The organism is Streptacidiphilus cavernicola (genome assembly GCF_042510955.1).
In the GTDB taxonomy this organism is placed as follows: Bacteria; Actinomycetota; Actinomycetes; order Streptomycetales; family Streptomycetaceae; genus Streptacidiphilus; species Streptacidiphilus cavernicola.
In genome coordinates this window covers 50,840-75,880 of record NZ_JBHFAB010000029.1, presented here as the reverse complement: position 1 = coordinate 75,880, position 25,041 = coordinate 50,840, and the positions used below count along the sequence as shown (strand labels likewise).

Genomic DNA, 25,041 nt, shown 5'->3' with positions numbered 1-25,041 from the left:
GCTGCTCCGCGGGGAAGACCGGACAGCCCCGCGGTCTGTGACATCAGCCCGGCGGGACATCAGCCCTGCCGGCCGTCGGCCAGCAGGTCGAGGATCTGCTGGCCGTAGGTCGCCAGCTTGTTCTCGCCGACGCCGCCGACCGCGGCCAGCTCGGCCAGGGTGGTCGGCGCGGACGCCGCGATCTCGCGCAGCGTCGCGTCGTGGAACACCACGTACGCGGGCACGCCCTGCTCCTTGGCGGTGGCGGCACGCCAGGCCCGCAGGCTCTCGAACACCGGCAGCAGCTCCGCGGGCAGGTCCACCGGCGCGGCCTTGCGGCCCGAGCCGCCGCCGGACCTGGCCTTCGCGGCGCGGACCTTCTCCGGGTCGCGGCGCAGCGCGACCGGGCGCCGTCCGCCGAGGACCTCGGCGCTGTCCTCGGTGAGCACCAGCGTGCCGTACTCGCCCTCCACCGCGACCAGCCCCTGGGCCAGCAACTGCCGTGCCACCGAACGCCATTCGGCCTCGGAGAGGTCGGCGCCCACGCCGAAGACGCTCAGTCCGTCATGGTCGAACTGGATCACCTTGGCGGTCTTGCGGCCCATCAGGATGTCGGCGATCTGGGTGGCGCCGAACTTCTGCCGCCGCTCGCGCTGCAGCCGCACGATGGTGGACAGGAACTTCTGCGCGGCCACCGTCCCGTCCCAGGAGTCGGGCGGGGTCAGGCAGGTGTCGCAGTTGCCGCAGGGGCCGCTCTTCTGCCCGAAGTAGTCCAGCAGTCGGACCCGGCGGCACTCCACCGTCTCGCACAGCGCCAGCATCGCGTCCACGTACGCGCCGAGCCGGCGGCGGTGCGCCTGGTCGCCCTCGGAGGTGTCGATCATCTTGCGCTGCTGCACCACGTCCTGCAGCCCGTAGGCCAGCCAGGCGGTGGACGGCAGCCCGTCGCGGCCGGCGCGGCCGGTCTCCTGGTAGTAGCCCTCGACCGACTTGGGCAGGTCCAGGTGGGCGACGAAGCGCACGTCCGGCTTGTCGATGCCCATGCCGAAGGCGATGGTGGCGACCATCACCATGCCGTCCTCGCGCAGGAACCGGGACTGGTTCTCGGCCCTGACCCGCCCGTCCAGGCCCGCGTGGTAGGGCAGCGCGTCGATGCCGTGCTCGACCAGGTAGGCGGCGGTCTTGTCGACCGAGGCCCGGGAGAGGCAGTAGACGATCCCGGCGTCGCCCGGGTGCTCGGTCCGGAGCAGGTGCAGCAGCTGCTTCTTGGGCTCGTCCTTGGGCGCGATCCGGTACTGGATGTTGGGGCGGTCGAAGCTGGCCACGAAGTGCCGGGCGTCCTCCAGGCCCAGCCGGGAGGTGATCTCGGCGTGGGTGGCCTCGGTGGCGGTCGCGGTCAGCGCGATCCGCGGCACGTCCGGCCAGTGCGCCCGCAGCTCGGACAGGGCCAGGTAGTCGGGCCGGAAGTCGTGGCCCCACTGGGCGACGCAGTGCGCCTCGTCGATCGCGAACAGCGAGATGGCGCCCCGCTCCAGCAGCCGGACGGTGGCCTCCACCCGGAGCCGCTCCGGCGCCAGGTAGAGCAGGTCCAGCTCACCGGCCAGGAACTCGGCCTCCACCAGCCGTCGTTCGTCGTAGCCCTGCGAGGAGTTGAGGAATCCGGCCCGGACGCCGAGCGCGCGCAGGGCGTCCACCTGGTCCTGCATCAGCGCGATCAGCGGCGAGACCACCACGCCGGTGCCGGGGCGCACCAGCGCGGGGATCTGGTAGCAGAGCGACTTTCCGCCGCCGGTCGGCATCAGCACCAGCGCGTCGCCGCCGCCGATGACGTGCTCGACCACCTCCTGCTGGCTGCCGCGGAAGGCGTCGTAGCCGAAGACCCGGCGCAGCACGGAGAGCGCGGTGGCGCCCTCGGCCTCGGCCGGGGCGGCGGCGGCGTCGGCGAAGACGGCGTGGGCCTCGGCGGCGGCGTCGTCGCCGGGGTAGACGTCCTCGGGGAAGGCGTCCTCACCGGGGAAGGCGCTGTCTTCGTCGGGGAAGCCGTCGTCGTCGGGGGTGGCGGGGGCGGTCTCGGCGGGGCTCGGAACGCTCATCCGGCGATTGTAACGAGCCCCGCCGACAGTCCTCAGCGGTCGTGGTCCGCCGGGGTCGGCTCCACCACGAAGACCGGGATCTGCCGGTCCGTCTTCAGCTGGTAGTCGGCGTAGTCCGGGTAGGCCGCGACGGCGCGCTCCCACCACAGCTGCTTCTCCGCGCCGGTGACCTCACGGGCCGTCATGTCCTGCCGGACCGGGCCGTCCTGGAGTTCCACGTGCGGGTCGGCCAGCACGTTGTGGTACCAGGTCGGGTTGTTGGGGGCGCCGCCCATCGAGGCCACGGCGGCGTACGCGCCGTCGTGCTCCACCCGCATCAGCGGGTTCTTGCGGATCTTCCCGCTCTTCGCGCCGCGGGTGCTGAGGACGATCACGGGCATGCCGCGCATCGTCGTCCCCTCGGTCCCACCGGAACCCTCGTACAGCGCGACCTGCTCGCGCACCCACTTCTCCGGGCTCGGCTCGTACTCACCGTCAAGAGGCATACCAACCATCCTAGTCAGATCGTTCCGCACGGCCCTGGCAACCAAGCCGCGTACATGACATTATCTGCGGGTGTCCACTTGGCCCTGGATGCACACAGCGGCGCCCCGCTTCGTGGCAGGACGGGACGCCGCTGTTCCGGCCGCTCGCCCGCCCTGCCCCCGGACTACCTGGTCAGGTGCTTGGCCGCCGGGCGGAGCGCAGTGGTGCGGACATCGAAGCCGAACTGCGGTGCGGCGGCGCCCCGCTGGACCGCGGCCAGGGAGTCGGCGGCGGTCTCGAAGCGCCAGTCCATGCGCTGGTCGTAGTCGAAGTAGACCAGCCCGATGACGTCCCTGCTCTTGGCCACGTAGTCGAAGAGTTCACTGATCCGGGTCGCCTGGGTGGGACCCGCGTCGACGCCGGTCTCGGCGATCAGCAGCGGCTTCCGGCTGAATCCGCGCACCTCCTGGACGGTCTTCCCGAAAACGTCGGCGGAAGTCCAGTGCTCCCAGGCCTCGTTGTATCCGGACATTCCGATCCAGTCGACATAGGAGTCACCCGGGTAGAGCGGTTCGAGCGGCACCCCGGGAACGTGGTTGACGATATTCGCGGTCCAGACCCAGATGACCTTCTTCGCACCGGCCTGCTGGAATACCTGGTGGATATGCCGGTACGCGGCGACGAAGTCGGCGGGCTTGGACTTGGCACTGCCCCACGGATACCACCCGCCGTTCATCTCATGGCCGAAGTTGAGCGCCACCGGCAGGTCAGCCGCCCGCACCTGCCCGGCGAACCTGCGCAGATAGGCGTCGTCCTTGCCCGCCGCGATGTCGGCCACCGAGACGGTGTACGGCTCCCAGGTCAGCAGCGTCAGCGCCCCGCTGTTCCAGGCGTTCCTGGTCGCCGCGGCGTTGAACTCCTCGTTGAAGCTCGCGTAGTACTCCAGCAGGTTGGGCGCCTTGCCGAGCCGGGTCGCCGCCGCCGCGAGCAGCCCGGCGTCCTGCGGGACCCGGTCCTGGGCCAGGCCCAGGTACTTCGCGGCGGGGTCGAGCAGCGTGGGCGCGGGCACCGACCGGCCGGAGGCCGGGGCGGCGGAGACGCCCGCGGCCGGGGCGGGCACAGCCAGGGCCGGAACGGCCAGGGCCGGAACGGCCAGGGCGAGGGCGGCCAGCACCGCGGCGGACACGCCGACGGCCCATCGGCGGCTTCGTTCGAGCAGGGCCATCCGTGGTCCTTTCCCTATCGGGGCGGGTTTCCCGGAAATGTATCCCGAAAAGGAGGTCAATTCTCCCCGGACACCGGCCTGTTCCATCGATCCCATCATCACATTTTCCCGGTGCCGCCAAAGGGACCCGTCCCTGCGGTCCACGCGAGTGACTCTCCTCCGCCCCTCGCCGCACACTCCTCCCCATCTTTTATCCGCCTGATAGGAAGAGCGCGTGGATGACAACACTCACCTCTCGTCATCAGAATTCAGCACCACCGTCCCGGCCGCACCGGCGCCGCTCTTCCCGGCGCCGAGCGTGGCCGAGCGCTTCACCTATCTGCGCCGGAACGCGGGCGTTCTGGCACTCTGCTCTTTCGTCAGCTTCGGCTGCCTGGCGGTGTCCCAGATCCATTTCATGGGGACCTCCCGCTGGCTGCTGGCCTTCCTGCCGTTCTTCGCCATGACCGCGCTGTACTACCTGGCCTCGCTGTGGGTGAACACCTTCGGCCGCGGCTTCCGGCTGTCCGCGCACGAGGAGGTGGCGGCGGCCTGGCAGCCCGACGTCCACCCCTCGGTCGACGTGTTCCTCCCGGTCTGCGGCGAGCCGCTGCCGGTGCTGCGCAACACCTGGCACCACGTACGGCTGCTGGCGCACCGCTACCCGGGCCCGGTACGGCCGCTGGTGCTGGACGACTCCGCCTCCGCCGCGGTCCGCAAGCTGGCCGCGGAGTTCGGCTTCGACTACACCACCCGCCCGAACCGCGGCTGGTTCAAGAAGGCCGGCAACCTGCGCCACGGCTTCGCCCACAGCGACGGCGACTTCATCCTGATCCTGGACGCGGACTTCTCCCCCAGCGCCGACCTGCTGGACGAGATGCTGCCCTACCTGGCCGCCGACCCGCGGATCGGGATCGTCCAGTCCCCGCAGCACTTCCGGGTGCTACGGGAACAGCAGAACTGGATCGAGCGCGGGGCCGGGGCGATCCAGGAGCTGTTCTACCGCAGCGTGCAGGTCTCCCGGCAGCACCACGGCGCCGCCATCTGCGTCGGCAGCTGCGCGGTCTACCGCAGGGCCGCGCTGGACGAGATCGGCGGCACCGCGCTGATCGAGCACTCCGAGGACGTGCACACCGGCTTCGCGCTCGGGGCGGCCGGCTGGAAGCTGCGCTACATCCCGCTGGTGCTGGCGACCGGGCTGTGCCCGGACAACCTCACCGCCTTCTACCGGCAGCAGTACCGCTGGTGCACCGGATCGCTGTCGATGATGACCAACCCGGCGTTCTGGCGCACCAGGCTGCGGCCGGTGGCCCGGCTCTGCTACCTGTCCGGCTTCATGCACTACCTGCAGACCGCGGTGTCGGTGTTCATGGCGCCGCTGGTCCCGCTGACCCTGCTGCTCGCGCTGCCGCACCAGGTCAGCTTCCGCTGCTCGCTGCTGGCGCTGCCCGCACTGCTCTACACCACCGTGGTCTACCCCTGGTGGCACCGCTGCTCCTACCGGCTGGAGGCCTGGTCGGCCCGGCTGATCTGCAGCTGGGCCCATGTCTTCGCGATCACCGACCTGCTCCGCCGCAGGCCGGAGGGCTGGCAGCCGACCGGGGCGGCCTCGTCCCGGGGCGGCCAGGACCGGCTGCGGACCGGGCTGGCCGCCTGGAGCGGCAGCACCGCGCTGCTGTGGCTCTCGGCGGCGGTGTGGCGGCTGTGCACGCTGCGCCCGGAGGACTTCCTGTTGCTGACCGTCTCCGGCCTGGCCTACGCCGCCACCGTGTTCCGGGCGTTGATCCCACCCCGAAACGCCGAAGCCCGATGATGTTCGAAGGAGGAGCAGACAATGCCAAGATAGGAACATGACGATCAAGGCCTACTTCGACATCACCATTGACGGCGCCCCCGCGGGGCGGATCAACTTCAACCTGTTCGACGACGTGGCCCCGAAGACCGCGGAGAACTTCCGCGCCCTGGCCACCGGCGAGAAGGGGTTCGGCTACGCCGGCTCCGCGTTCCACCGGGTCATTCCGGACTTCATGCTGCAGGGCGGCGACTTCACCCGCGGTGACGGCACCGGCGGCAAGAGCATCTACGGCGAGAAGTTCGCCGACGAGAACTTCACCCTCAAGCACGACAAGCCGGGCCTGCTGTCCATGGCCAACGCGGGACCCAACACCAACGGCTCGCAGTTCTTCATCACCACGGTGCTGACCCCGTGGCTGGACGGCAAGCACGTGGTCTTCGGCGAGGTCGCCGACCAGGACGGGCTGGACCTGGTCAAGAAGATCGAGGCCCTGGGCTCGCGCAGCGGCACCACCAAGGCCAAGATCGTGATCTCCGAGTCCGGCGCCAGCTGACGCGTCTGCTCCGCGCTGCGGACGGCGGGGCCCGGCCCCGCCGTCCGCGGTCGTGTGTCAGCGGTCGTGCGTCAACGGTCGTGCGGGTCGACTCAGCCGGTGAAGCCGGCGAACATCTTGGAGAACTGGTACGGCGTCTGCGTGATGTTGGTGCAGCTGGAGAGCCCGCCCTGACAGGCGTGGGCGTCCCGGGTGACCTCCCAGAAGGCAAGCTCGCCCAGGTGGTTCTGCTGGGCGAAGGTGATCAGCTGCTGGGCGTCGGAGAGCCCGAACACCTCGCTGGTGTTGTCGTTCACCCCGAGCATCGGGGTCACCCCGACCATCCGCCAGGCCTGGGCCGTGGTCAGACCGGTCCAGACCGAGGCGATCTGGGCCTCGGTCGACTGCGCCGACTGGATCGCGTAGGCGCCCATCTTCCCGGCCGGGTTGGGCGCGGTCGAGTCGCCGAAGTCCATCGCCATGACGTTGACCACGTCCACGTTGACGCCCGCGTTCTTGGCGGACTGCAGGATGTAGACGCCGTCCGCGGTCAGCCCGGTGGGCAGCACCGGCAGGGTCAGGCTGACCTTGAGGTCCCGGCCCTTGGCCCGCTGCGCGGCCTGGACCGCGGCGATGGCCGCCGACCTGCGGTCGACCGAGGCGTGGTCGACCACTGCGGCGCCCTCGATGTCGAAGTCGATCCGGTCCAGGCCGTAGACGTCCACCACCTTCTGGTACTGCGCCGCGAGACTGGCCACGGTGGTGCAGGACTGGGCGAGTTCGGTGCCGTTGGCCCCGCCGAAGGAGGGCCGGACGTCGCCGCCGGCCGCCCTGATCGCGTCCATGTCCGCCTTGTCCCAGCCGGTCGCCGGGTCGTAGGCGCCGAACCAGCTGGCGGTGCAGGGGCTGGCCCCGTTGATGATGAAGGCCAGTGAGAACTGCTTCAGCCCGGTCGCCGACGCGATGGCGGGCAGGCTCGGGGTGGGCCAGGAACCGAGGTCGACGTAGGGCGCGGACGCGCCGGGCACCGTGCCGCTGCCCGCCACGGCGGTGACCGTCGCCGACTTGGCCGACTCGTTGCCGGCCGCGTCGAAGGCCGCGACGCTGAGCGTGTGGCTGCTGCCGGCCAGCAGTCCGGTGAGGTTCGCGGTGGTGCCGGTGACGGTCGCGGCGACGGCCGTGCCCTCGTAGACGTGGTAGCCGGTGACCGCGGTGTTGTCGGTGGACGCGTGCCAGGACAGTGCGATGCTGCCGGGCCCGGTGCCGCTGACGGCCAGTCCGGTCGGGACCGACGGCGCGACGGTGTCGGCCGGGAGGCCGGCGCACGGGGCGTTGTTGATCAGGCAGTTGGCCGGCGGGGTCTGGGTGGCCCCGGTGGAGAAGTCCATCCCGACCACGTCCGCGCTGGCGCCGGGGGCCAGTGGGGAGGCCCAGCTCGGTGCGGTGACGGTGTAGTGGTTGCCGGACTGGGTGAGGGTGCCGTTCCAGGTGCTGGTGACGGCTTCGCCGGTGGGGAGGTCGAAGCCGAGGGACCAGGTGCTGACGGTCGCGTTGGTGTTGTTGGTGACGGTGTAGGTGCCCTCGAAGCCACTGGCCCAGGTCGAGGTGACGGCGAAGTTCGCCATCAGCCCGGTGAGCCCGCCGGCCGCGTGTGCGGTGGCGGGGACCAGCAGGGGGGCGGCGAACAGCGCCGCGGCGGCGGTGACGTGCAAGGTGACGCGCCTCATGGGCGTGTGCTCCTCGGCGTGGGGGCAGCACGGAAGCCGTGCTGCTGAGGGGAAGATGTGGGGGTTCTCCCTGGGACGACCGGCCGCGGCCCCTCTACGGTGGTCCAGACCAATGCCCGGAGTCAAGGGCAGTGACGGGTACTTGACAGCCGGGATGGTCCATACCAATCCTTGGCCCATGACGCACCGGGGCAGGTTCGCGACCGCAGTGGCACTGAGCGCCGGCGCCGCCGGGCTGCTGGCAGCGGTCGGCGGCGCACCCGCCGCCGCCTCGACGGCCGTCCCACTGGCCAACCCCGGCGACATCGCGTACGCCACCGTGCAGGTGGCCAACGGGAGTCAGCTGCATCAGGCGCTGAACAGCGCGGTCCCGGGCGAGACCATCCAGCTCGCGGCCGGCAGCTACGCCGGGGAGTTCACCGTCAGCACCAGCGGGACGGCCGCCGCGCCGATCACCCTGCAGGGCCCGGCGGACGCCGTGATCACCGGCACCGGTGTCGCCAGCGCCTACGGGATCCACCTGGAGGCGGACTACGTGACCCTCCGCGGCTTCAGCGTCAGCACCTTCCAGAAGGGCGTGGTGCTGGACGGCGCGAACCACGACACGGTGGACGGGCTGACCGTGTCGAACATCGGCGACGAGGGCATCCACCTGCGCGCGTTCAGCAGCGACGACCTGATCGAGCACAACAGCGTGCACGACACCGGCAGGTACCAGGCCGGGTACGGCGAGGGCATCTACGTCGGCTCCGCCAAGAGCAACTGGGGCAGCTACAGCGGCGGCCTGCCGGACGCCTCGGACCGCGACACGATCAGCGGCAACACCCTCGGCCCGAACATCACCGCCGAGAACATCGACATCAAGGAGGGGACCACCGGCGGCTTCGTCACCGGGAACTCCTTCGACTCCACCGGCGAGGCCGGCGCCAACTCGGCGGTCGCCTGGGTCGACGTCAAGGGCAACGACTACACCGTGACCGGCAACACCGGCCAGCACGCCTACCAGCAGGGCTTCCTGGTCGAGCAGTTGTACCCCGGCTTCGGCTGCGGCAACTCCTTCGCGCGGAACATCCTGGACCTGGGCGGCGCACCCGGCTACGGCTTCGACATCACCGACCAGGCCGCCTGCGCCGGGAACCCCAACACGGTGTACGCGTCCAACACCGTCACCGGCGCCGGATCGGGCGTCAGCACCGTCCCGGTGACGCCCGGCCAGTAACGGCCCGGCCCGGCCTGACTCGGCCCGACTCGGCAGGCGAAAGCCATACCCAACAGACTGTCGATATCTTGCAAAGAATAATTGACATCTTGTCGTCATCTGTCAGAAATGGTTTAGTGTTCCCGCCACTGACCGATGTCCCCCACCCGTGTCGGCAGGGCTCGAGTCAGAGGAGCCGTACGTGTTCCACGCACCCGCCCGTGTCTTCCGACGCCTGGCGTCGGGACTGACCGCAGGGGTGCTGCTCGCAGCGGCACCGCTGCTGGCCCTGCCGGCCACCACGGCCGCCGCGGCCACCCCGCCCGGGGCCGCAGTCCCGTTCACCGAGTACCTGGCCGCCGACGCCTCCACCAACGGCACCGTGCTCGCCCCCGACTACACCTACGGTTCGCTCGCCTCCGAGGCGACCGGCCGGCAGGCGGTCCAACTCGTCGGCCAGGGCAAGTACGTGCAGTTCACGCTGACCGCGCCGGCCAACGCGGTGGACTTCCACTACGCCATCCCGGACTCGCTGGACGGCGCCGGACTGACTGCCCCGCTGAGCGTCTACGTCAACGGCACCAAGACCCAGGACCTCCAGCTGACGTCGAAGAACAGCTGGCTCTACGGGGCCTACACCTTCACCAACACCCCCTCGGACGTGGGCGATCCGCAGAGCGCGGTGCCGCACGACTTCTACGACAACGTGCGGACCATGTTCCCGTCCGTGCTGCCGGCCGGGACCGTGGTCAAGCTCCAGGTCGACGCGGGCGACAACGCCCCCTGGTACGCGATCAACACCGCCGACTTCGAGAACGTCGCCGCGCCGCTGCCCAAGCCGGCCGGCTACCTGGACGTGACCCAGGCGCCGTACGACATCGACCCGACCGGGGTCGCCGACGCCACCACCGCGCTGCAGCAGGCGGTCAACGACGCCTCCGCCGCCGGGACCGGGGTGTACCTGCCGCAGGGCCTCTACAAGATCACCGCGCCGATCGGGCTCAACAAGGTCGGGGTGGCCGGGGCCGGCGAGTGGTACACCGAACTGACCGGCCACAACGTGGAGTTCCAGGGCAACGTCGGGCAGACCACCGGGGTCACCGTGCACGACCTGTCGATCTTCGGGAACGTCAACACCCGTGACGACAGCGACGGTTCGGTCAACGGCTTCAACGGCGGCTTCAACAACACCACCATCTCCAACGTGTGGATCCAGAACACCAAGGTCGGCGCGTGGATCGTCGGCGCGACGACCAACCTGAAGCTGCAGAACATGCGGATCCAGGACACCCTGGCCGACGGCATCAACTTCGACGGCGGGGTGGCCGACTCCTCGGTCAGCAACAGCTTCCTGCGCAACACCCAGGACGACGGCCTGGCCCTGTGGTCCTCCACCAACGACAGCGGCGACGTCTTCGACCACAACACCGTGGACTCCCCCGGGCTCGCCAACAACATCGCCTTCTACGGCGGTTCGGACAACAGCGCCACCAACAACCTGCTCCAGGACACGGTCACCCGCGGCGGCGGCATCCACGTCGGCAACCGGTTCGGCGCGGTCGCCCTGGCCGGGACCACCACCATCAGCGGCAACAAGCTGGTCCGCACCGGGCAGTTCGACCCCGGCTGGGACTACGGCGTCGGCGCGATGTGGTTCTTCGCCCTGGACTCGGCGATGACCGGCACCATCAACGTCACCGGCAACGAGATCGACGACAGCCCCTACGAGGCGTTCCAGTTCCAGGGGACGCTGGAGGGCGGCAAGCCGATCAGCAATGTGAACATCAGCAACGACACCGTGACCAACGTCGGCACCTATGTCTTCCAGGACCAGACCTCGGGCTCGGCGACCGTCTCCGGGGTCACCGCGACCGGCGTCGGCGTCGGCGGGGTCGAGGACTGCGCCTCCGGCTTCGCGCTCAACGCCGGTAGCGGCAACAGCGGCTGGTCCACCACCTCGACCTGCGGCTTCCCCGCGAACGCGCCGGTCACCTCCTTCCCCAGCGTGCTGACCTTCGAGAACGCCGCGGTCGGCCAGGCCACCCCGGTGCAGAAGGTGACCGTTTACAACACCGGCCGCTCGGCCGCGACCCTCGGCGCCATCTCGGCCACCGGCGGGTTCACCGTCACCCCGGACCCGGCCAAGCCCTGCGGCACCAGCCTGGACGCGGCCAACGACACCGACCCGGGCATGTGGTGCCAGGTCGACGTCTCCTACACCGCGCCCACCTCGGGGATCACCACCGGCACGCTGACCGTTCCGAACAACCACAGCGGCGGCGCGCACACGGTGGCGCTGATCGGCACCGACGGCGGCAGCACGGTGCACACCCCGATCTCCGCCAGCCCCGGTTCGCTCGCCTTCGGCAGCGTCCCGGTCGGCACCACCACCGCGGCGCAGACGGTGACCGTCAGCAACCCGGGCCCGGCCGCGGCCACGCTGTCCGGGATCACCGTCAGCGGCCCCTACGCGCAGACCAACACCTGCGGCAGCACCCTGGCCGCGGGCGCGTCCTGCACCGTCAGCGTGACCTTCACCCCGACCGCGGGGGGCTCGCAGCCGGGCACCCTGGCGGTGGCCAACTCCACCACCACGACCCCGGTCGGCACCACGCTCTCCGGGACCGGCGTCTCCGCCACCACCGACCTGGCGCCGGGCGCGACCGTGACCGCCAGCAGCAGCACCGGCGGCTTCCCCGCGTCCAACACCAACGACGGCAGCACCAGCAGCTACTGGGAGAGCAACAGCAACGCCTTCCCGCAGTGGCTGCAGGCCGACCTCGGCTCGTCGCAGCAGGTCGGCTCGCTGGTCCTGGACCTGCCCCCGGCCGCGGCCTGGGCCACCCGCACCGAGACCCTGTCGGTCCAGGGCTCGACCGACGGCAGCAACTGGACCACGCTCAAGGCCTCGGCCGGCTACACCTTCGACCCGAGCACCGGAAACACCGTCACCATCGCCCTGCCGAGCGGGACCAGCACCCGCTACCTGCGGCTCAACGTCACCGGCAACACCGGCTGGCCCGCGGCCCAGCTTTCCGAGCTGCAGATCTTCCCCGGCGGCAGCAGCGGCAGCAGCGGCGGGGGCGGCGGCACCACCGCGCCGGCGCTGTCGGCCGCGCCGACCAGCCTGTCCTTCGCCGGGCAGACCGTCGGCAGCACCAGCGGGGCGCAGAGCACCACCGTCAGCAACCACGGCACCGCGGCGGCCACCCTCGGCGCGGTCACCGCGAGCGGTGACTTCAAGGACACCACCACCTGCGGCGCGAGCCTGGCCGTCGGCGCGTCCTGCACGGTCAGCGGGACCTCCACGCCGCCCGCTGCGGGCGCCCGCAGCGGGTCCGTCAGCATCGCCTCGAACGACCCGGCGGGCCCGCTCACGGTCGCGCTCGGCGGCACCGGCAACGCGGCGGGCGGGGGCGGCGGCACCGGGACCGACCTGGCGCTGGCCGCGACCATGTCGGCCAGCGGCTCCACCCAGAACTACACCCCCGGCAACACCAACGACGGCAACACCAGTAGCTACTGGGAGAGCACCGACAACGCCTTCCCGCAGTGGCTGCAGGCCGACCTGGGCAGCGCCAAGAGCGTCACCACGCTGGTCCTGGACCTGCCTCCGGCCGCGGCCTGGGCCACCCGCACCGAGACCCTGTCGGTCCAGGGCTCGACCGACGGCAGCAACTGGACCACGCTCAAGGCCTCGGCCGGCTACACCTTCGACCCGAGCACCGGAAACACCGTCACCATCACCGTGCCGACCGCCTCGGTCCGCTACCTGCGGCTGAACGTCACCGGCAACACCGGCTGGCCCGCGGCCCAGCTCTCCGAGCTGCAGATCTTCTCCTGATCCGCGGCTGATCCACGGCGCGACACGGCAACGGCCGTCCACCCGGAGGGGTGGGCGGCCGTTGCCGTTCAGGCTGCGGGGTGCTCCTCGATGCTGTCGACGCGGTCGGAGTAGAAGGCCACACGGTCCTTGATCTCGGCGACGGCCTGGTGCGGCTGCTCGTAGACCCAGACCGCGTCCACCGAGCGCTCCCCGCCGACCGGGATGCTGTAGTAGCTCGCGTCGCCCTTGAACGGGCAGTAGGTGCTGGTGTCGGTGCGCTCCAGCAGCGAGCGGTCGACGTCCTCGATCGGGAGGTACTGCACCGCGGGGTAGTTCCCCTCGCGCAGGGTCAGCGCCCGGCGGGAGTCGGCGACGACCTTGCCGGCCACGGTGACGACGACCCGCGACGGGTTGGCGTCGACGGTGATCGGGTGGTTCGGGCCGGGCTGGAGCACGGGCTTGTCGGTCATGACTGGTCTCTCTCCGTCGCGCGAACATGCCGTTGCCCCACCAGTCTGCCACCCGGCCCCGGCCCCGGCCCGGCCGCTCAGCACAGCCCCGGCCGCTCAGCCCCGGCGCGGCTCCCGGCCCCGTCCTGACGCGGGCCTTCCGGCGGCCAAGGCGGTCGTGCCCGGAACGCGCCCCTTCTGGGCCCGGTTCGCTCCTGGCAGGCTGTACGACGTTCCGGTCAAGCCCGGCCGGCTGGACCGCACGTGCCGACCGCTCCGAGAGGTGCGCCATGACCCTCGCCCAGGACCAGCTTTCCTCCGCCGCCGACGGCGGCCCCCCGCTGCGCCGCCTGCTCCGGCTCCGTCCCGACGTGGTCGTCGAGGCCGACGGCGACGACGTCGAACTCACCCACCCGTGGGGCCGCCAGCGGGTGCGCGCCCTCGGCACGGCCACCGTGACCCGGCTGGCCCGGCTCGCCGCCCAGGACCTGGACGCCGACGCCGCAGCCCAGGGCCCGGACGGCGGACGGCTGGCCCGACTGCTGGAACGCTTTCCGTTCCTGGTGACCACAGTGCTGGCCGACCCGGCCGGAAACCCGCTGGCCACCGCCGTGCCGATCGCCCGCTCGGCCGCCCTGTCACCGGCTGCCTCGCCGCCCGCCGCCTCCCCGGACGTCCCGGCGCAGACCCCGGTGGTGCTGTCCCGGTTCGCCTACCTGCGCCGGCTTCCGGAGGAGAACTCCGGCGCCTGCGTGGTGGAATCCCCGCTCGCCTACTACCGGGTGACCCTGCATCAGCCCTCGGCCGGGGCCTTCGTGGCAGCGCTGACCTCGCTGCGCACCGTGGCGCAGGCCTCGGCTGTGGCCGGGCTGCCGGTCGCCGCCGGGGAGCAGCTGGCCGGGCTGCTGGCCGGGACCGGCTTCCTGGAGCCCGCGGCCGGGGCCGGCTCCGGCAACGACCCGGCGCTGTGGGACTTCCACGACCTGCTGTTCCACTCGCGCAGCCGGGCCGGTCGGCACGACTACCCGAGCGGCGGCGTCTTCGCCCACCCCGACCAGCCGCAACTGCCCGCCGTCCCGGGCGCGGGACCGCGCGAGGACGGTCCCGGCGTGGACCTGCCGGTGCCGGAGTGGGCCCAGGTGGTGGCCCGCGACCCGGCGTTCAGCGAGGTGTTGGAGGGCCGCCGCTCGGTCCGCTCCTACGGGGACGCCCCGGTGACGCTGGATCAGCTCGGCGAGCTGCTCTACCGGGCGGCCCGGGTGCGCCGGATCATCCCCGGCGACCCGGAGTCGCCGACCGCGTACGACATCGTCGACCGGCCCTACCCGGCCGGGGGTTCCACCGGCGAGCTGGAGGTCTACCTCTCGGTCGCCGACTGCGCAGGCCTGGAGCCGGGTGTCTACCGCTACGACGCGGCGGCGCACCGCCTGCAGCCGCGCCACTGGAGTGGCGCCGCTGACGAGGCGGCGTTCCGGGAACTGCTGACCGCGGCCTGGCGGGCGACCGACTGCACGGTCGAGCCGCAGGTGCTGATCACGGTGACCTCCCGGTTCGGGAGGCTGTCGTGGAAGTACAGCCAGATCGCCTACGCGCTGACGCTCAAGCACGTCGGGGTGCTCTACCAGACGCTCTACCTGGTGGCGACGGCGATGGGGCTCGGCCCGTGCGGTCTCGGTTCAGGCGACACCGACGCGGCGGCGCGGGCACTGGGCCTCGACTGGACCTCGGAGTCCTCGGTCGGCGAGTTCCTGATCGGCAGCCGCCCGGACGGTCCGAGGGCGGTCGGCCGGGGCTTCGCCGACGTGGTCGCGGAATCCCGCGAGGGCGCCAACTGACCTGCCAGAACCAGCCGGACAGCGACGGCGACGGGCGCTGCCGACGCCCTGCGACTCCTGAGCGCGGTACTCGGGTACGCGTGCTCAGGTGCGGCGGCGGCGAACGCGCCACGCTGACACCATGCTCAGCGACATCGCCCGCCGCGTCCTCCCCGTCCTCGGCCACCTCCGCGTCACCGCCGACGACGCCGGCCCCGCGCCCAGCGGCATCGCGCCCGGCAGCATCGTCGCCGCCAACCACAGCTCGCTGATCGACCCGGGCGTGGTGCTCGCGGCGCTGGCCCGCCGCGGCGTCCGCGGCCCGGTGGTGCTGGCCGCCGCCGGGCTGTGGCGGATACCGGTGCTGAGCGGCAGGCTCAGGGCCGAGGGGCACATCCCGGTGTACCGGGGCGACCGCAGGGCCGCCGACGCGCTGGACGCCGCCGCCCGAGCCATCGCGCAGGGACGGGTCGTGGTCATCTACCCCGAGGGACGGCTGCCGCGGCGGCTGGACTCCGGCGACCGCGACCCGGAGGGCTTCCGCTCCGGGGTGGCCCGGCTGGCGCTGGCCACCGGCGCCCCGGTGGTCCCGCTGGGTCAGGTCGGCGCGCGCCGGATCACCTCGGGCGGCACCGCCAAGCAGTGGGCCGGACTGCTGACCGCCCCGCTGCGCCGTCCCCGGCTGCATGTGCACGTCGGCGCGCCGATCCAGCTGACCGGTTCCGCGGCCGAGGCCACCGCCCAGACCTACACCGCCGTTGCCGAGGCCCGCCGGGTCGCCGCCGCCCGCCTCACCGGCATCGGCGCCAGCCATCGGTAGGCCTAGAGTGGCCACCATGACGACGCTACTGGAGAGTAGGCGCTGCTATCAGGCGCTCAACCCGCTGCACTCGCTGATCTACTTCGCCCCGGAGGCCGAGGAGGAGTTCACCGCGGCCGGCCTGCGCCCCGGCCGGATGAGCTACTTCGCCGGACGGTCCGCGGCCATGGGCGCGGTCGGGCCCGGCACGGTGACCGCCACCTTCTTCAACTTCAGCCCCGCGCTGGTCGCCAAGCACATCCCGCGGGCCTGGGAGCTGGCCGCGCCGGCCGCCGTCCTGGACGCCCGGCTGCGCGCCGTCGACCGTGCCCTGCGCCGGCTGTTCGGCGCGGAGGCGCTGGCCGACCCGGCGCTGGCCGAGGCCGCGGAGCTGGCCGGGGAGGCCGCGACCGCCTGTTCCGCCGCCGGACGCCCGCTCTACGCGGCGCACGCCGAACTGCCCGTCCCGGACCAGCCGCACCTGGCGCTGTGGCACGCGATCACGCTGCTCCGCGAGCACCGCGGCGACGGCCACCTGGCCGCGCTGACCGCGGCCGAGCTGGACGGCATCGACGCGCTGGTCACCCACACCGCCACCGGCAAGGCGTTCACCCCTGAGTTCGCCCGCGCCAGCCGCGGCTGGTCCGAGGAGGAGTGGAGCGCCTGCGAGCAGCGGCTGCGCGACCGCGGCCTGCTGGACGCCGAGGGCAAGCCGACCGAGCCGGGCCGGGAGCAGCGGCACCAGGTCGAGGCGCTCACCGACACCCTCGGCCACGGCCCGTACCAGCACCTGGGCGAGGCCGGGGTGGCCCGACTGACCGAGATCGCCGGGCGGCTCGCCCAGACCGCGCTGGCCAACGGCGCCTTCCCGCCCGGGGTCTTCGCCACCCGCTGACCCGGGCTCTGCTGCTCCTGCCCCTGACTGCTGCTCCCGCTCCTGACCGGGTGGTGCGGGAGTGGACCGCCTCAGCCGACCCCGGAGGCCGTCCACTCCCGCACCACCCGGGCGAACCGCTCCAGCCCCTCCGGGGTGTGCCCGAAGAAGAGGAACGGCTCGATCAACTCCAGCTCCATCACCACCGGCGTGCCGTCGTCGGCGAGCGCCAGGTCGGCGCGGGCGATCAGGATCTCCTTGGAGCGGGGCGCGGCGGCGATCGCCGCCACCGCCAACTCCCTTTCTGCCGGTGACGGCTGATGGATCACCAGATCCGGGTGCGCCACCCTGGCGTTGTCGATCACGCCGATGTCGGTGAGCACCGGACCCTTGCGCAGGGCATGGCTGAACTCCCCGCCGAGGAACACCAGCGCCCGCTCGCCCTCGGCGATCCGGGACAGGTACGGCTGCACCATCACCGTCCGCCCGGCGGCCTGCAGCGAGCGGATGTGGGCCTCGGCCAGCGCGCCCTGGTCGGCGGTGTAGCGGGCGGTGTCGTGCGCCCCGGCCGAGACCGACGGCTTGACCACGAACTGCTCGTGGCCCGGCAGTTCGACCGGGTCACCCGGCGCGAGGAAGACCGTGGGCACGATCGGCAGGCCCTGGGCGGCGAGGTCGCGCAGATACCGCTTGTCGCTGTTCCAGCGAACCACCTCGGCCGGATTGTGCAGCCGGGCCACGGCGGCGACATGGTCCACCCAGCCGAGGTACTCGTCCAGCCGCTCGGCGTAGTCCCAGGTCGAGCGGATCACCACGCTGTCGCACGCCGCCCAGTCGTAGCCCTCGTCGTCCCACCGCACAGCCTCGGCGGAGACCCCGAGCGCACCCAGCGCGTCCAGCACCGGCGGAAGGTCGACATCCCGCTCAAGCCCGACCGCCGACGTGGCCAGAACCACCCGCCCCACACGCCCACCGGAGCCCATCGACTTCTCCGTCCGTCCCACGTCACCCGCCCCGACCCACCCGTACGACACCAACCTACCCGCCGGGCGCAGCACCCCGCCTCTGCTGTCTTTGCCAGGACTTTCGCGGGTGCCGACCTGTTCACCGGGGCCGGCCTGGTCGATCCTGGACTCGTTCCGGGTCAGGCCCTGATCCCCGAAGCCGGAAGGCGGCCACCGCCGATGAGCAGTACTCCCTGGTCCAGGACCAACCGCACCCAGCTCACCGAGAGCCGCTTCCTCCGTGCCTACCGCGACGACCTGCTGATCTCCGAGGGGGTCACCGGCAGTTGGGACTGGTTCGAGATGTCCGACGCGGTCCGGGTGGTGGCGTTCGACCCGGACGGCCGGGTGGCCCTCGTCGAGGACCGGTTCTACCTCCAGCAGCGCCGGATGCTGCTGGTCCCCGGCGGCGCCGTCGACCGCGCCGAGGACCCCGCGGCGGCGGCCCGGCGCGAGTTGGAGGAGGAGACCGGATGGCGGGCCGGGACCCTGGAGCCGCTCGGCGTGATCGACCAACTCCCCACCGCCACAACGGCCAGGGCCCACCTCTTCACCGCCCGCGACCTCACCCCCGGCGTCCTGGCCCGTGAGCCCGGCGAGGAGGGGATGACCCTGCACTGGCGCCCCCTCGCCGAGGCCGTCGCCGCCGTCCGCGAGGGCGCGGTCACCGAGGCCGGCAGCGTCACCGCACTGCTCCTCGCCGCCCTCAACGCCTAGCCGAAAGGCCATTACTGACTGATCGTCAACGAAGCTCGGCGCCGACCTCGTGCATGTGCCGCAACCCCTGCCGGTAGGACTCGACCAGCCCGGTCTCCGTGTACGGGAGCCCCAGCGCGACACAGTGCGAACGGATCAGCGGCTGGGCAGCCCGCAGGTTCGGCCGGGCCATGCTCGGGAACAGGTGGTGGTCGATCTGGTAGTTGAGACCGCCGAGGAACCAGTCGGTGACCGGGCCGCCGCGGACGTTGCGCGAGGTGAGCACCTGGCGCCGGAGGTGGCCCAGTCGCGGTCCTTCCGGGTCCGGCATCTCCATGCCCTTGTGGTTGGGCGCGAAGGCGCAGCCCAGGTGCAGCCCGAACAGGGCGTGGTGCAGCGCGGCGAAGGCCAGCGCCTGCAGCGGGTTCATCGCCAGCAGCAACAGGGTCGCGTACCCGGCCAGGTGCAGGGCCAGCAGCCCGCCCTCGACCAGCCGTTCGCGCCCGCGCTGCCGTCGCAGGTCCAGGATGCTCGACAGCTTGAGGGCGACGCCTTCGAGCAGCAGCAGCGGGAAGAACAGCCCGGCCTGGTGCCGGGTCAGCCAGCGGGCGAAGCCGTCCCGCTCGGCCGCTTGGCGCTGGGTCCAGACCAGCGCGCCGACGCCGACGTCCGGGTCCTTGTCGACGTGGTTGGGGTTGGCGTGGTGCCGGTTGTGCTTGTCGGTCCACCAGCCGACGCTCATCCCCAACAGCAGGTTGGCGTGGATCAGGCCGAGCACCCGGTTGGCGCGGCGGCTCGCGGCGATCTGCTGGTGCCCGGCGTCGTGCCCGACGAAGGCGGTCCGCGCGCCGAACACCGCGGCCGGCAGGGCCAGCGCCAGCACCCACCAGGAGCCGCCGAACAGCGCGACCGCGGTCCAGGTCGCGGCGACCAGCAGCAGGTTGAGCACGATGGAGCGGGTGTACCAGCCGGTCCGCCGCTCCAGCAGCCCGGCCGCGCGGACGCTCCGCAGCAGCGGACTGAACTCACTGCCCTCGTCCGTGCTTCGATCGGTCCCCTGACCCCTGATCAGGGTCGCACTGACCTGCGTCGGCATCCGAATCTCCTCGATCGGCAAGCGCAACGGCCCTCCGCCGCCCCGCCCTCGCCAACCTAGGGATCACCCCCCGCCCCGAACCATGGAGCACCCACCCGCCCCCGCAGGGGGTTAACCCCCTGCGGCCAGCCCCCTCCAGCCCGTACGGCCCGCGTACGGCCCCCGCGCGGCCGGCGGCGCCCTCCTGACATGCCTGTGGTGCGCGTCCCCGCAAGGACGCGCACCTCGCCGCTGCCGCAACAGCCGCGTCAGACCAGGCAGGCCGGGTCAGTTGTGGCCGTAGCGCCGTTCCTTCTTCCGCGGCGCGGACTGCACCACAGCGGTCGGCGTGAGCACCGGGCTGCTGTCGCCCTCGTGCATGTCGATCATCGTGGCCTTGCTCGTCCGGCCGTCCTTGACGCTGTGGTCGGCGTGGCCGTTGGACTTCTGCTTGCGGTCGCGGTTCTTGACCTTCGACATGAGTGTGTCTCCTGCATGGTCAGTACAACTCGTCGACTATGACGTGGAACCCGCATCCGGCGGGCGCCTCCTCCACGTTCGCAGGGGACAAGTCACGCCGCATCTCGAAGAGTTACCGAGAGTGACCACGGCCGGAACGCCAACCCCCTTCCCCACAACCGTGAACGTTCACCGGGCCGCCGCTCGGCCGTCACGGAGCCGATGCCGGGCGGTGCCAGGTTCTCCTCATGACCACCGTGGACCGCACCGCGCTCGATCTGCTGGCCGGCCTCTTCGCGGGCGAGGGCGCCGCCGAGTACTTCGGCGAGGAGGTCACCCAGGCCGAGCACATGCTGCAGACCGCGGCCCTGGCCGAGGCCGCCGGGGCGGAACCGGCCCTGGTCGCGGCCTCGCTGCTGCACGACGTGGGCCACTTCGGCGCGCTCACCGCGGCCCAGGGCGGTCGCGACGGGGACGTGCTGATGGCCGGGACGGACAACCGGCACAGCCACACCGGTGCGGACTGGCTGGCCCAGTGGTTCGGCCCCGGCGTCACCGAGCCGGTACGGCTGCACGTGGCCGCGAAGCGCTACCTGTGCGCGGTCGAGGCGGGCTACTTCGGTCGGCTCTCCGCGGCCTCGGTGCACACGCTGCGGGTCCAGGGCGGCCCGATGACCCCGGCCCAGGCGGCGGAGTTCGAGGCCGACCCGTACGCGCACGACGCCGTCCGGCTGCGCCGTTGGGACGAGCGGGCCAAGAACCCGGAGCTGCCGGTACCGCCGTTCGACCACTACCGGACGCTGCTGGCCGGGCTGCTCGACGGGCCTTCGGCACTCGGGCGGTCAGCCTCGGCGTAGCGGGTCTGCGGAGCGGAGCGGGCGGGAGCCGAGCTGACGGGAGCTGAGGTAGCGCACCCGGAGGCAGCGGGCCAGCGCGCCGAGCATCCCGGCCGCGACCAGCACCCCGAGCCGGACCGCGTCGGCGTGCCCGTCCCAGCCGAGGACGCCCCAGCGGTCCGCGTCGAACCCGTCCAGGAACAGCCAGCAGACCAGCCCGATCGCGACGCCGCCGAGCAGGTCGGCGGCGGCCAGGCCGACCCCGAAGGCCGCCATCGTGAGCACCACCAGCACCACCGTCGGATGCGGCCGCTCCCCCGTCGCCGCGAGCAGGACCGAGACCGGCGCGGCCACCGCGAAGGCCGCCACCAGCGCCATCGGCGCCACCAGCCCGGCGCGGGCGGCCGGGGCGGCGGGCGTGACCGGGGCGGAGGCCGGGAGCACACGGCCGCGGCGCCCCACTGTGCGGAACAGCAGCTGAGTGCCGGACATGGGGACCTCCAACGCGCCGGACGGCCCCGGAGCGGGGAGCCGGACCGGGTGCCTGGATCCATGGAATCCCCATCACCCCCGCTCCGCGACCGGCCTTGACGGCTCCCATACGGCCGCCGTGCGGATCCATACGCGGCCTTGACTCCCCGCGCGCCGCCCCCGTTCCGGACCCCTTCCGGTCCCCTTCCCGACCCGTTCTCGCCGCGATCCCGCCGCGCGGACGGCGGGCTCAGGCGGTGGGATTCCTGGCGTCGTAGCGGGCGAACGCCGGATACCGCAGCGCGAGCAGCAGCATGCTGGCGACGCAGGCGAGGCCGCCGCTGACGGCGGAGAAGGTCGGTGAGGTCAGCTGGGCGACCGAGCCGGACTCGAAGTCGCCCAGCCGCGGCCCTCCGGCCACCACCACGATGAACACCCCCTGGAGCCGTCCGCGCATGTCGTCCGGGGCCGCGGCCTGCATGATCGTGTTGCGGAAGATCATGCTGACGGTGTCCGCCGCGCCCGCCAGCGCCAGCAGGACCAGGCCCAGCCACAGCTGCCTGGCAAGGCCGAATCCGGCGATCGACAGGCCCCAGGCCAGCACCGCGAAGATCACCGCGAGGCCGTGCCGCCGCACCCGGCTGACCCAGCCGGAGAACAGCGCGCCGAGCAGCGCGCCGACCGCGGGGGCTGCGGCGAGCAGCCCGACCGTGCCGGCGTCGCCGTGGTAGAGGACCACGGCGAGGGCCGGGAAGAGCGCCCGGGGCATGCCGAAGACCATGGCCGCGAGGTCCGCCAGGAAGCTCATCCGCAGATTGGGCCGATCGCGCAGGAAGCGCAGTCCGTCCAGCACCGAGGCACGTGGTTTGGCGATCGCGCCGGGTGTCGTCTCCGGGCGCATCGACGGCAGCCGCCACATCGCGTAGAGGGAGGCGCTGAACGCGATCGCGTCGAACAGATAGGCGGCCTGGTAGCTCCAGACCCCGATCAGCAGCCCGCCGAGCATCGGTCCGACGGTGAGGCCCAGATTCATGCTGACCGTGGACAAGGCATTGGCGGCCGGAAGCTGCGCCGCGGGCACCAGCCGGGGCACCATCGACGCGCGGGCCGGGGCGTTCAGCGCGAAGCAGACCGCCTGCAGCGCCACGATCGCGTAGAGCACGCCGACCTGGCGCACCCCGAAGAAGGCCTGCGCCGCGAGCCCGGCGGAGAGCACGGCCAGCCCAGACGCACCGAACAGCCCCAGCTTGCGGCGGTCCATGGTGTCGGCGATGGCCCCGCCGTAGAGGCCGAAGGCGACCAGCGGGACCAGCGAGCACAGCCCGACCAGGCCGGTGGCGAACGGCGATCCGGTGAGCGCGTACACCTGCACCGAGATGGCCAGCGCGGTCATCTGCTGCCCGATCGAGGACACGCTCTGTCCGAACCAGAGCCGCCGGAAGTGCGCACTGGTGCGCAGCGGGGTGACGTCGGCGAGCGCGCCCCGGGCGAGCCGCCCCAGACGGCCCGACGCGGACGGCTCCGCCCCCGGGACGGTCTCGTCGGTCGGGACGGCACGGGCGGCCGGGACGGAGGCGGTCGGAACGGGGGCAGCGGTGGCGGCGGAGACGGCAGCGGCGGAGGCGTCGGCGCGGCCGTCAGGTTCGGCCAGAGGCCCGGCAGGGGCGGTGTCGGGCGGCGTCAGTGGTTCTTTGGGCACATGACATCATCACCCGCCGCCCGGCTCCGTCCCCCGGCGGGTCCGGAATCTCCGCTCCGAATCCACCCCTGACCAGGACAGACCGGGTCAGATCGCCAGCCCGGCCCCGACTCCGGAGCCGCCGCCCCGCTGTGCCGGGATCCGCAGTTCCGCCGCGACCTGGGCCAGCTCGCCCATCACCTCCAGCGCCGAGCGTTCCGGGCTGCCGTCCAGGTGCCGGTACTCCGTGCCCACGGTCACCACCAGCCGCTCCGGCAGCCCCAGCTCCGGGTACCGGCCCTCGGCGATGATCTCCCGGGCGGCCTGCACCGCGGGCACCCCGGCCCGGTGCCGCTCGTGCGCCCGCTCCTGGACGTGCGCGAGGTAGTCCATGTGCGCGCGCACCCCGGCCCGGTCCAGCACCGGACCGTGCCCCGGGACGATGGTCCCGGCCCCGGTGGCGAGCACCCGCTCGCACCCCGCCAGCACCCCGCTCAGCGGCCCGGCCCAGTGCACCGCGTGGTCGCCCGGCTGCTCCGGGGTGGACGCGAAGACCACGTCGCCGCTGAACACGGTGTCCTGCGCGGGCAGGTGGACGATCAGGTCGCCGGTGGTGTGGGCCGGTTCGAGGCCGATCAGGTGCACCGGGTACGCGCCGACCCGGAACTCCAGCTCGCCCTGGACCAGCATGGCCGGTTCGACCACCGGAGTGGCGGTCCAGTCGTAGCGGCCGAAGTTCTGCTTGAGGTACCAGCCGGTCGGGGTGTCCCCGTCCAGGCCCTGGACCAGCTGCTGGAGCTGCTCGGGGGTGGGCTCGAAGTGGGCGTTGTCGATCGCGTGCCGGGTCGTGACCACCTCGGCCTCCGGCAGCACCACGGCTCCCCACAGGTGGTCGCCGTTGGCGTGGGTGACCACCACCCGGTCCACCGCCACCCCGTCCGGCATCCTGGCCTGCGACTCGGCGAGCCAGCGCCCGGCCAGCGCCCGGTCGTACGGGGCGTCGATCCACAGCGCGGTGCGATCGCTCACCAGCAGGCCGCAGTTGGCCAGCCCCCACCCGCGTTCCTCGGGCAGCCAGGCGTACAGGTCGTCGGCAAGCGTGCGTATGTGAACCGGACTGATCGTCATGCGGCAGATTATGCCGAGGACCGATCAGCCCACCGGACCCGACCCCGGCTCGGCGATGCGGCGGAACAACCCCTCCTGCATCACCGACACCACCAGCTCCCCCTGACGGTTGAACAGCTGACCCCTGGCCAGGCCGCGGGCACCGGCCGCCACCGGCGACTCCTGCTGGTAGAGCAGCCAGTCGTCGGCCCGGAACGGGCGGTGGAACCACATCGCGTGGTCCAGCGAGGCCATGTCGAAGTGCCGCCTCCCCCACAGCGGCTCGACCGGCAGCCGGACCGCGTCCAGCAGCGTCATGTCGCTCGCGTAGGTCACCGCGCAGGCGTGCACCAGCGGGTTGTCGCCCAGCGCGCCGTTGGTGCGCAGCCACACCGCGCTGCGCGGCTCGACCCCGGCCAGCTCCTCCGCGCTCCATCGCAGCCGGTCGACGTAGCGGACGTCGAAGGGCTGGCGGCGGCTGATGAACGGCGGGATCTCGCCGAGCACCGAGCCGACCTCGTCCAGCGCCGTCGGCAGCGTCTCCGGCTGCGGGACCGGCGGCGCCGGCAGCTGGTGGGTGAACGGCGACTCCTCCGGCAGGTGGAAGTCGGCGGTGAGCGCGAAGATCGTCCGCCCCTGCTGGACGCCCAGCACCCGGCGGGTGGTGAACGAGCGGCCGTCCCTGATCCGGTCGACCTGGTAGACGATCGGCACCCCGGGCATCCCGGGCCGCAGGAAGTAGGCGTGCAGCGAGTGGACCGGCCGGTCGGACGCGACCGTGCGCCCGGCCGCGATCAGCGCCTGCCCGGCGACCTGCCCGCCGAAGACCCGTTGCAGCGACTCCTCCGGGCTGCGCCCGCGGAAGATGTTGACCTCGATCTGCTCCAGATCCAGCAGGTCGACCAACTGGTCCACCGGGTTGCCCATGCCGCGCTCCTCATCGTCGTCCCCGCGCCCATC

21 protein-coding genes are annotated in these 25,041 nt (G+C 72.3%); 9 read left to right on the top strand and 12 right to left on the bottom strand.

The genetic code is table 11. The features are described from left to right. Window positions 1-59: 59 nt before the first annotated feature. The 3 genes from recQ to ACEZDE_RS29435 all read right to left on the bottom strand — a co-directional run bounded on the left by recQ (window position 60) and on the right by ACEZDE_RS29435 (window position 3,762). Window positions 60-2,072, bottom strand: coding sequence for a DNA helicase RecQ (gene recQ, locus ACEZDE_RS29445; protein WP_380542537.1), 2,013 nt, complete (start codon window positions 2,070-2,072; stop codon window positions 60-62). 32 nt (window positions 2,073-2,104) lie between these two features. Further along, window positions 2,105-2,557, bottom strand: a complete 453-nt coding sequence (locus tag ACEZDE_RS29440) for a nitroreductase family deazaflavin-dependent oxidoreductase (RefSeq protein WP_380542534.1) — start codon at window positions 2,555-2,557, stop codon at window positions 2,105-2,107. Window positions 2,558-2,721: 164 nt separating this feature from the next. Continuing rightward, window positions 2,722-3,762, bottom strand: coding sequence for a glycoside hydrolase family 26 protein (locus ACEZDE_RS29435; protein ID WP_380542531.1), 1,041 nt, complete (start codon window positions 3,760-3,762; stop codon window positions 2,722-2,724). A gap of 214 nt (window positions 3,763-3,976) precedes the next feature. Here ACEZDE_RS29435 and ACEZDE_RS29430 point away from each other — a divergent pair, with 214 nt between their 5' ends. Together ACEZDE_RS29430 and ACEZDE_RS29425 are read left to right on the top strand one after the other, a co-directional pair. Then, a complete protein-coding gene (locus ACEZDE_RS29430; RefSeq protein WP_380542528.1) occupies window positions 3,977-5,554 on the top strand; it encodes a glycosyltransferase family 2 protein in 1,578 nt (525 codons plus the stop codon). A gap of 37 nt (window positions 5,555-5,591) precedes the next feature. Beyond that, complete coding sequence (locus tag ACEZDE_RS29425) at window positions 5,592-6,089, top strand: peptidylprolyl isomerase (protein WP_380542525.1); 498 nt, start codon at window positions 5,592-5,594, stop codon at window positions 6,087-6,089. A gap of 92 nt (window positions 6,090-6,181) precedes the next feature. Here ACEZDE_RS29425 and ACEZDE_RS29420 read toward each other — a convergent pair whose 3' ends face one another. Next, the gene (locus tag ACEZDE_RS29420; RefSeq protein ID WP_380542522.1) at window positions 6,182-7,795 is read right to left on the bottom strand and encodes a cellulose binding domain-containing protein; all 1,614 of its coding nucleotides are present in this window, start codon (window positions 7,793-7,795) and stop codon (window positions 6,182-6,184) included. Between the two features lie 208 nt (window positions 7,796-8,003). Here ACEZDE_RS29420 and ACEZDE_RS29415 point away from each other — a divergent pair, with 208 nt between their 5' ends. Then, window positions 8,004-9,014, top strand: coding sequence for a right-handed parallel beta-helix repeat-containing protein (locus tag ACEZDE_RS29415; RefSeq protein WP_380542519.1), 1,011 nt, complete (start codon window positions 8,004-8,006; stop codon window positions 9,012-9,014). 181 nt (window positions 9,015-9,195) lie between these two features. Next, window positions 9,196-12,837 carry a discoidin domain-containing protein gene (locus ACEZDE_RS29410; RefSeq protein WP_380542516.1) on the top strand — a complete coding sequence of 1,214 codons (3,642 nt, stop codon included), beginning with the start codon at window positions 9,196-9,198 and terminating at the stop codon, window positions 12,835-12,837. 68 nt (window positions 12,838-12,905) lie between these two features. Here the strand turns inward: ACEZDE_RS29410 and ACEZDE_RS29405 are convergent, their stop codons facing one another. Continuing rightward, a complete protein-coding gene (locus tag ACEZDE_RS29405; protein WP_380542513.1) occupies window positions 12,906-13,289 on the bottom strand; it encodes a DUF427 domain-containing protein in 384 nt (127 codons plus the stop codon). A 269-nt stretch (window positions 13,290-13,558) separates the two neighbouring features. On the opposite strand from ACEZDE_RS29405, the gene ACEZDE_RS29400 reads away from it, so the two are divergent. From ACEZDE_RS29400 to ACEZDE_RS29390, 3 genes are all read left to right on the top strand, one after another. Next, window positions 13,559-15,103 carry a SagB family peptide dehydrogenase gene (locus ACEZDE_RS29400; protein ID WP_380542510.1) on the top strand — a complete coding sequence of 515 codons (1,545 nt, stop codon included), beginning with the start codon at window positions 13,559-13,561 and terminating at the stop codon, window positions 15,101-15,103. 121 nt (window positions 15,104-15,224) lie between these two features. Next, window positions 15,225-15,902, top strand: coding sequence for a lysophospholipid acyltransferase family protein (locus ACEZDE_RS29395; RefSeq protein ID WP_380542507.1), 678 nt, complete (start codon window positions 15,225-15,227; stop codon window positions 15,900-15,902). Window positions 15,903-15,918: 16 nt separating this feature from the next. Then, on the top strand, window positions 15,919-16,776 hold the full coding sequence (locus ACEZDE_RS29390) for an SCO6745 family protein (protein WP_380542504.1): 858 nt from the start codon (window positions 15,919-15,921) through the stop codon (window positions 16,774-16,776). Window positions 16,777-16,847: 71 nt separating this feature from the next. On the opposite strand, the gene ACEZDE_RS29385 is transcribed toward ACEZDE_RS29390, so the two are convergent. Continuing rightward, entirely contained in the window at window positions 16,848-17,720 is an 873-nt protein-coding gene (locus ACEZDE_RS29385; protein ID WP_380542501.1) for an ATP-grasp domain-containing protein, read from the bottom strand. A gap of 219 nt (window positions 17,721-17,939) precedes the next feature. Here ACEZDE_RS29385 and ACEZDE_RS29380 point away from each other — a divergent pair, with 219 nt between their 5' ends. After that, complete coding sequence (locus tag ACEZDE_RS29380) at window positions 17,940-18,476, top strand: NUDIX domain-containing protein (RefSeq protein WP_380542498.1); 537 nt, start codon at window positions 17,940-17,942, stop codon at window positions 18,474-18,476. Between the two features lie 25 nt (window positions 18,477-18,501). Here the strand turns inward: ACEZDE_RS29380 and ACEZDE_RS29375 are convergent, their stop codons facing one another. Beyond that, the gene (locus tag ACEZDE_RS29375) at window positions 18,502-19,551 is read right to left on the bottom strand and encodes a fatty acid desaturase family protein (protein ID WP_380542495.1); all 1,050 of its coding nucleotides are present in this window, start codon (window positions 19,549-19,551) and stop codon (window positions 18,502-18,504) included. 267 nt (window positions 19,552-19,818) lie between these two features. Then, the gene (locus ACEZDE_RS29370) at window positions 19,819-20,010 is read right to left on the bottom strand and encodes a hypothetical protein (RefSeq protein ID WP_380542492.1); all 192 of its coding nucleotides are present in this window, start codon (window positions 20,008-20,010) and stop codon (window positions 19,819-19,821) included. A gap of 227 nt (window positions 20,011-20,237) precedes the next feature. Here ACEZDE_RS29370 and ACEZDE_RS29365 point away from each other — a divergent pair, with 227 nt between their 5' ends. Continuing rightward, a complete protein-coding gene (locus ACEZDE_RS29365; RefSeq protein WP_380542489.1) occupies window positions 20,238-20,846 on the top strand; it encodes a phosphonate degradation HD-domain oxygenase in 609 nt (202 codons plus the stop codon). Here ACEZDE_RS29365 and ACEZDE_RS29360 read toward each other — a convergent pair. The 4 genes from ACEZDE_RS29360 to ACEZDE_RS29345 form a co-directional block, all read right to left on the bottom strand. Continuing rightward, window positions 20,832-21,317, bottom strand: coding sequence for a hypothetical protein (locus ACEZDE_RS29360; protein ID WP_380542486.1), 486 nt, complete (start codon window positions 21,315-21,317; stop codon window positions 20,832-20,834). The genes ACEZDE_RS29365 and ACEZDE_RS29360 overlap by 15 nt on opposite strands. 229 nt (window positions 21,318-21,546) lie before the next feature. Continuing rightward, complete coding sequence (locus ACEZDE_RS29355; protein ID WP_380542640.1) at window positions 21,547-22,797, bottom strand: MFS transporter; 1,251 nt, start codon at window positions 22,795-22,797, stop codon at window positions 21,547-21,549. A gap of 285 nt (window positions 22,798-23,082) precedes the next feature. Continuing rightward, window positions 23,083-24,102, bottom strand: coding sequence for an MBL fold metallo-hydrolase (locus tag ACEZDE_RS29350; RefSeq protein ID WP_380542483.1), 1,020 nt, complete (start codon window positions 24,100-24,102; stop codon window positions 23,083-23,085). A 24-nt stretch (window positions 24,103-24,126) separates the two neighbouring features. Next, window positions 24,127-25,008: an acyl-CoA thioesterase gene (locus ACEZDE_RS29345; protein ID WP_380542480.1), complete on the bottom strand. Its 882-nt coding sequence runs from the start codon at window positions 25,006-25,008 to the stop codon at window positions 24,127-24,129. Window positions 25,009-25,041 lie beyond the last annotated feature (33 nt).

What these genes read in the sequence shown, in the direction of transcription:
- recQ (WP_380542537.1), bottom strand. Translation starts at nt 2,072, where the DNA reads ATGAGCGTTCCGAGCCCCGCCGAGACCGCCCCCGCCACCCCCGACGAC.
- ACEZDE_RS29440 (WP_380542534.1), bottom strand. Translation starts at nt 2,557, where the DNA reads ATGCCTCTTGACGGTGAGTACGAGCCGAGCCCGGAGAAGTGGGTGCGC.
- ACEZDE_RS29435 (WP_380542531.1), bottom strand. Translation starts at nt 3,762, where the DNA reads ATGGCCCTGCTCGAACGAAGCCGCCGATGGGCCGTCGGCGTGTCCGCC.
- ACEZDE_RS29425 (WP_380542525.1), top strand. Translation starts at nt 5,592, where the DNA reads ATGACGATCAAGGCCTACTTCGACATCACCATTGACGGCGCCCCCGCG.
- ACEZDE_RS29420 (WP_380542522.1), bottom strand. Translation starts at nt 7,795, where the DNA reads ATGAGGCGCGTCACCTTGCACGTCACCGCCGCCGCGGCGCTGTTCGCC.
- ACEZDE_RS29405 (WP_380542513.1), bottom strand. Translation starts at nt 13,289, where the DNA reads ATGACCGACAAGCCCGTGCTCCAGCCCGGCCCGAACCACCCGATCACC.
- ACEZDE_RS29400 (WP_380542510.1), top strand. Translation starts at nt 13,559, where the DNA reads ATGACCCTCGCCCAGGACCAGCTTTCCTCCGCCGCCGACGGCGGCCCC.
- ACEZDE_RS29395 (WP_380542507.1), top strand. Translation starts at nt 15,225, where the DNA reads ATGCTCAGCGACATCGCCCGCCGCGTCCTCCCCGTCCTCGGCCACCTC.
- ACEZDE_RS29390 (WP_380542504.1), top strand. Translation starts at nt 15,919, where the DNA reads ATGACGACGCTACTGGAGAGTAGGCGCTGCTATCAGGCGCTCAACCCG.
- ACEZDE_RS29380 (WP_380542498.1), top strand. Translation starts at nt 17,940, where the DNA reads ATGAGCAGTACTCCCTGGTCCAGGACCAACCGCACCCAGCTCACCGAG.
- ACEZDE_RS29375 (WP_380542495.1), bottom strand. Translation starts at nt 19,551, where the DNA reads ATGCCGACGCAGGTCAGTGCGACCCTGATCAGGGGTCAGGGGACCGAT.
- ACEZDE_RS29370 (WP_380542492.1), bottom strand. Translation starts at nt 20,010, where the DNA reads ATGTCGAAGGTCAAGAACCGCGACCGCAAGCAGAAGTCCAACGGCCAC.
- ACEZDE_RS29365 (WP_380542489.1), top strand. Translation starts at nt 20,238, where the DNA reads ATGACCACCGTGGACCGCACCGCGCTCGATCTGCTGGCCGGCCTCTTC.
- ACEZDE_RS29360 (WP_380542486.1), bottom strand. Translation starts at nt 21,317, where the DNA reads ATGTCCGGCACTCAGCTGCTGTTCCGCACAGTGGGGCGCCGCGGCCGT.
- ACEZDE_RS29350 (WP_380542483.1), bottom strand. Translation starts at nt 24,102, where the DNA reads ATGACGATCAGTCCGGTTCACATACGCACGCTTGCCGACGACCTGTAC.
- ACEZDE_RS29345 (WP_380542480.1), bottom strand. Translation starts at nt 25,008, where the DNA reads ATGGGCAACCCGGTGGACCAGTTGGTCGACCTGCTGGATCTGGAGCAG.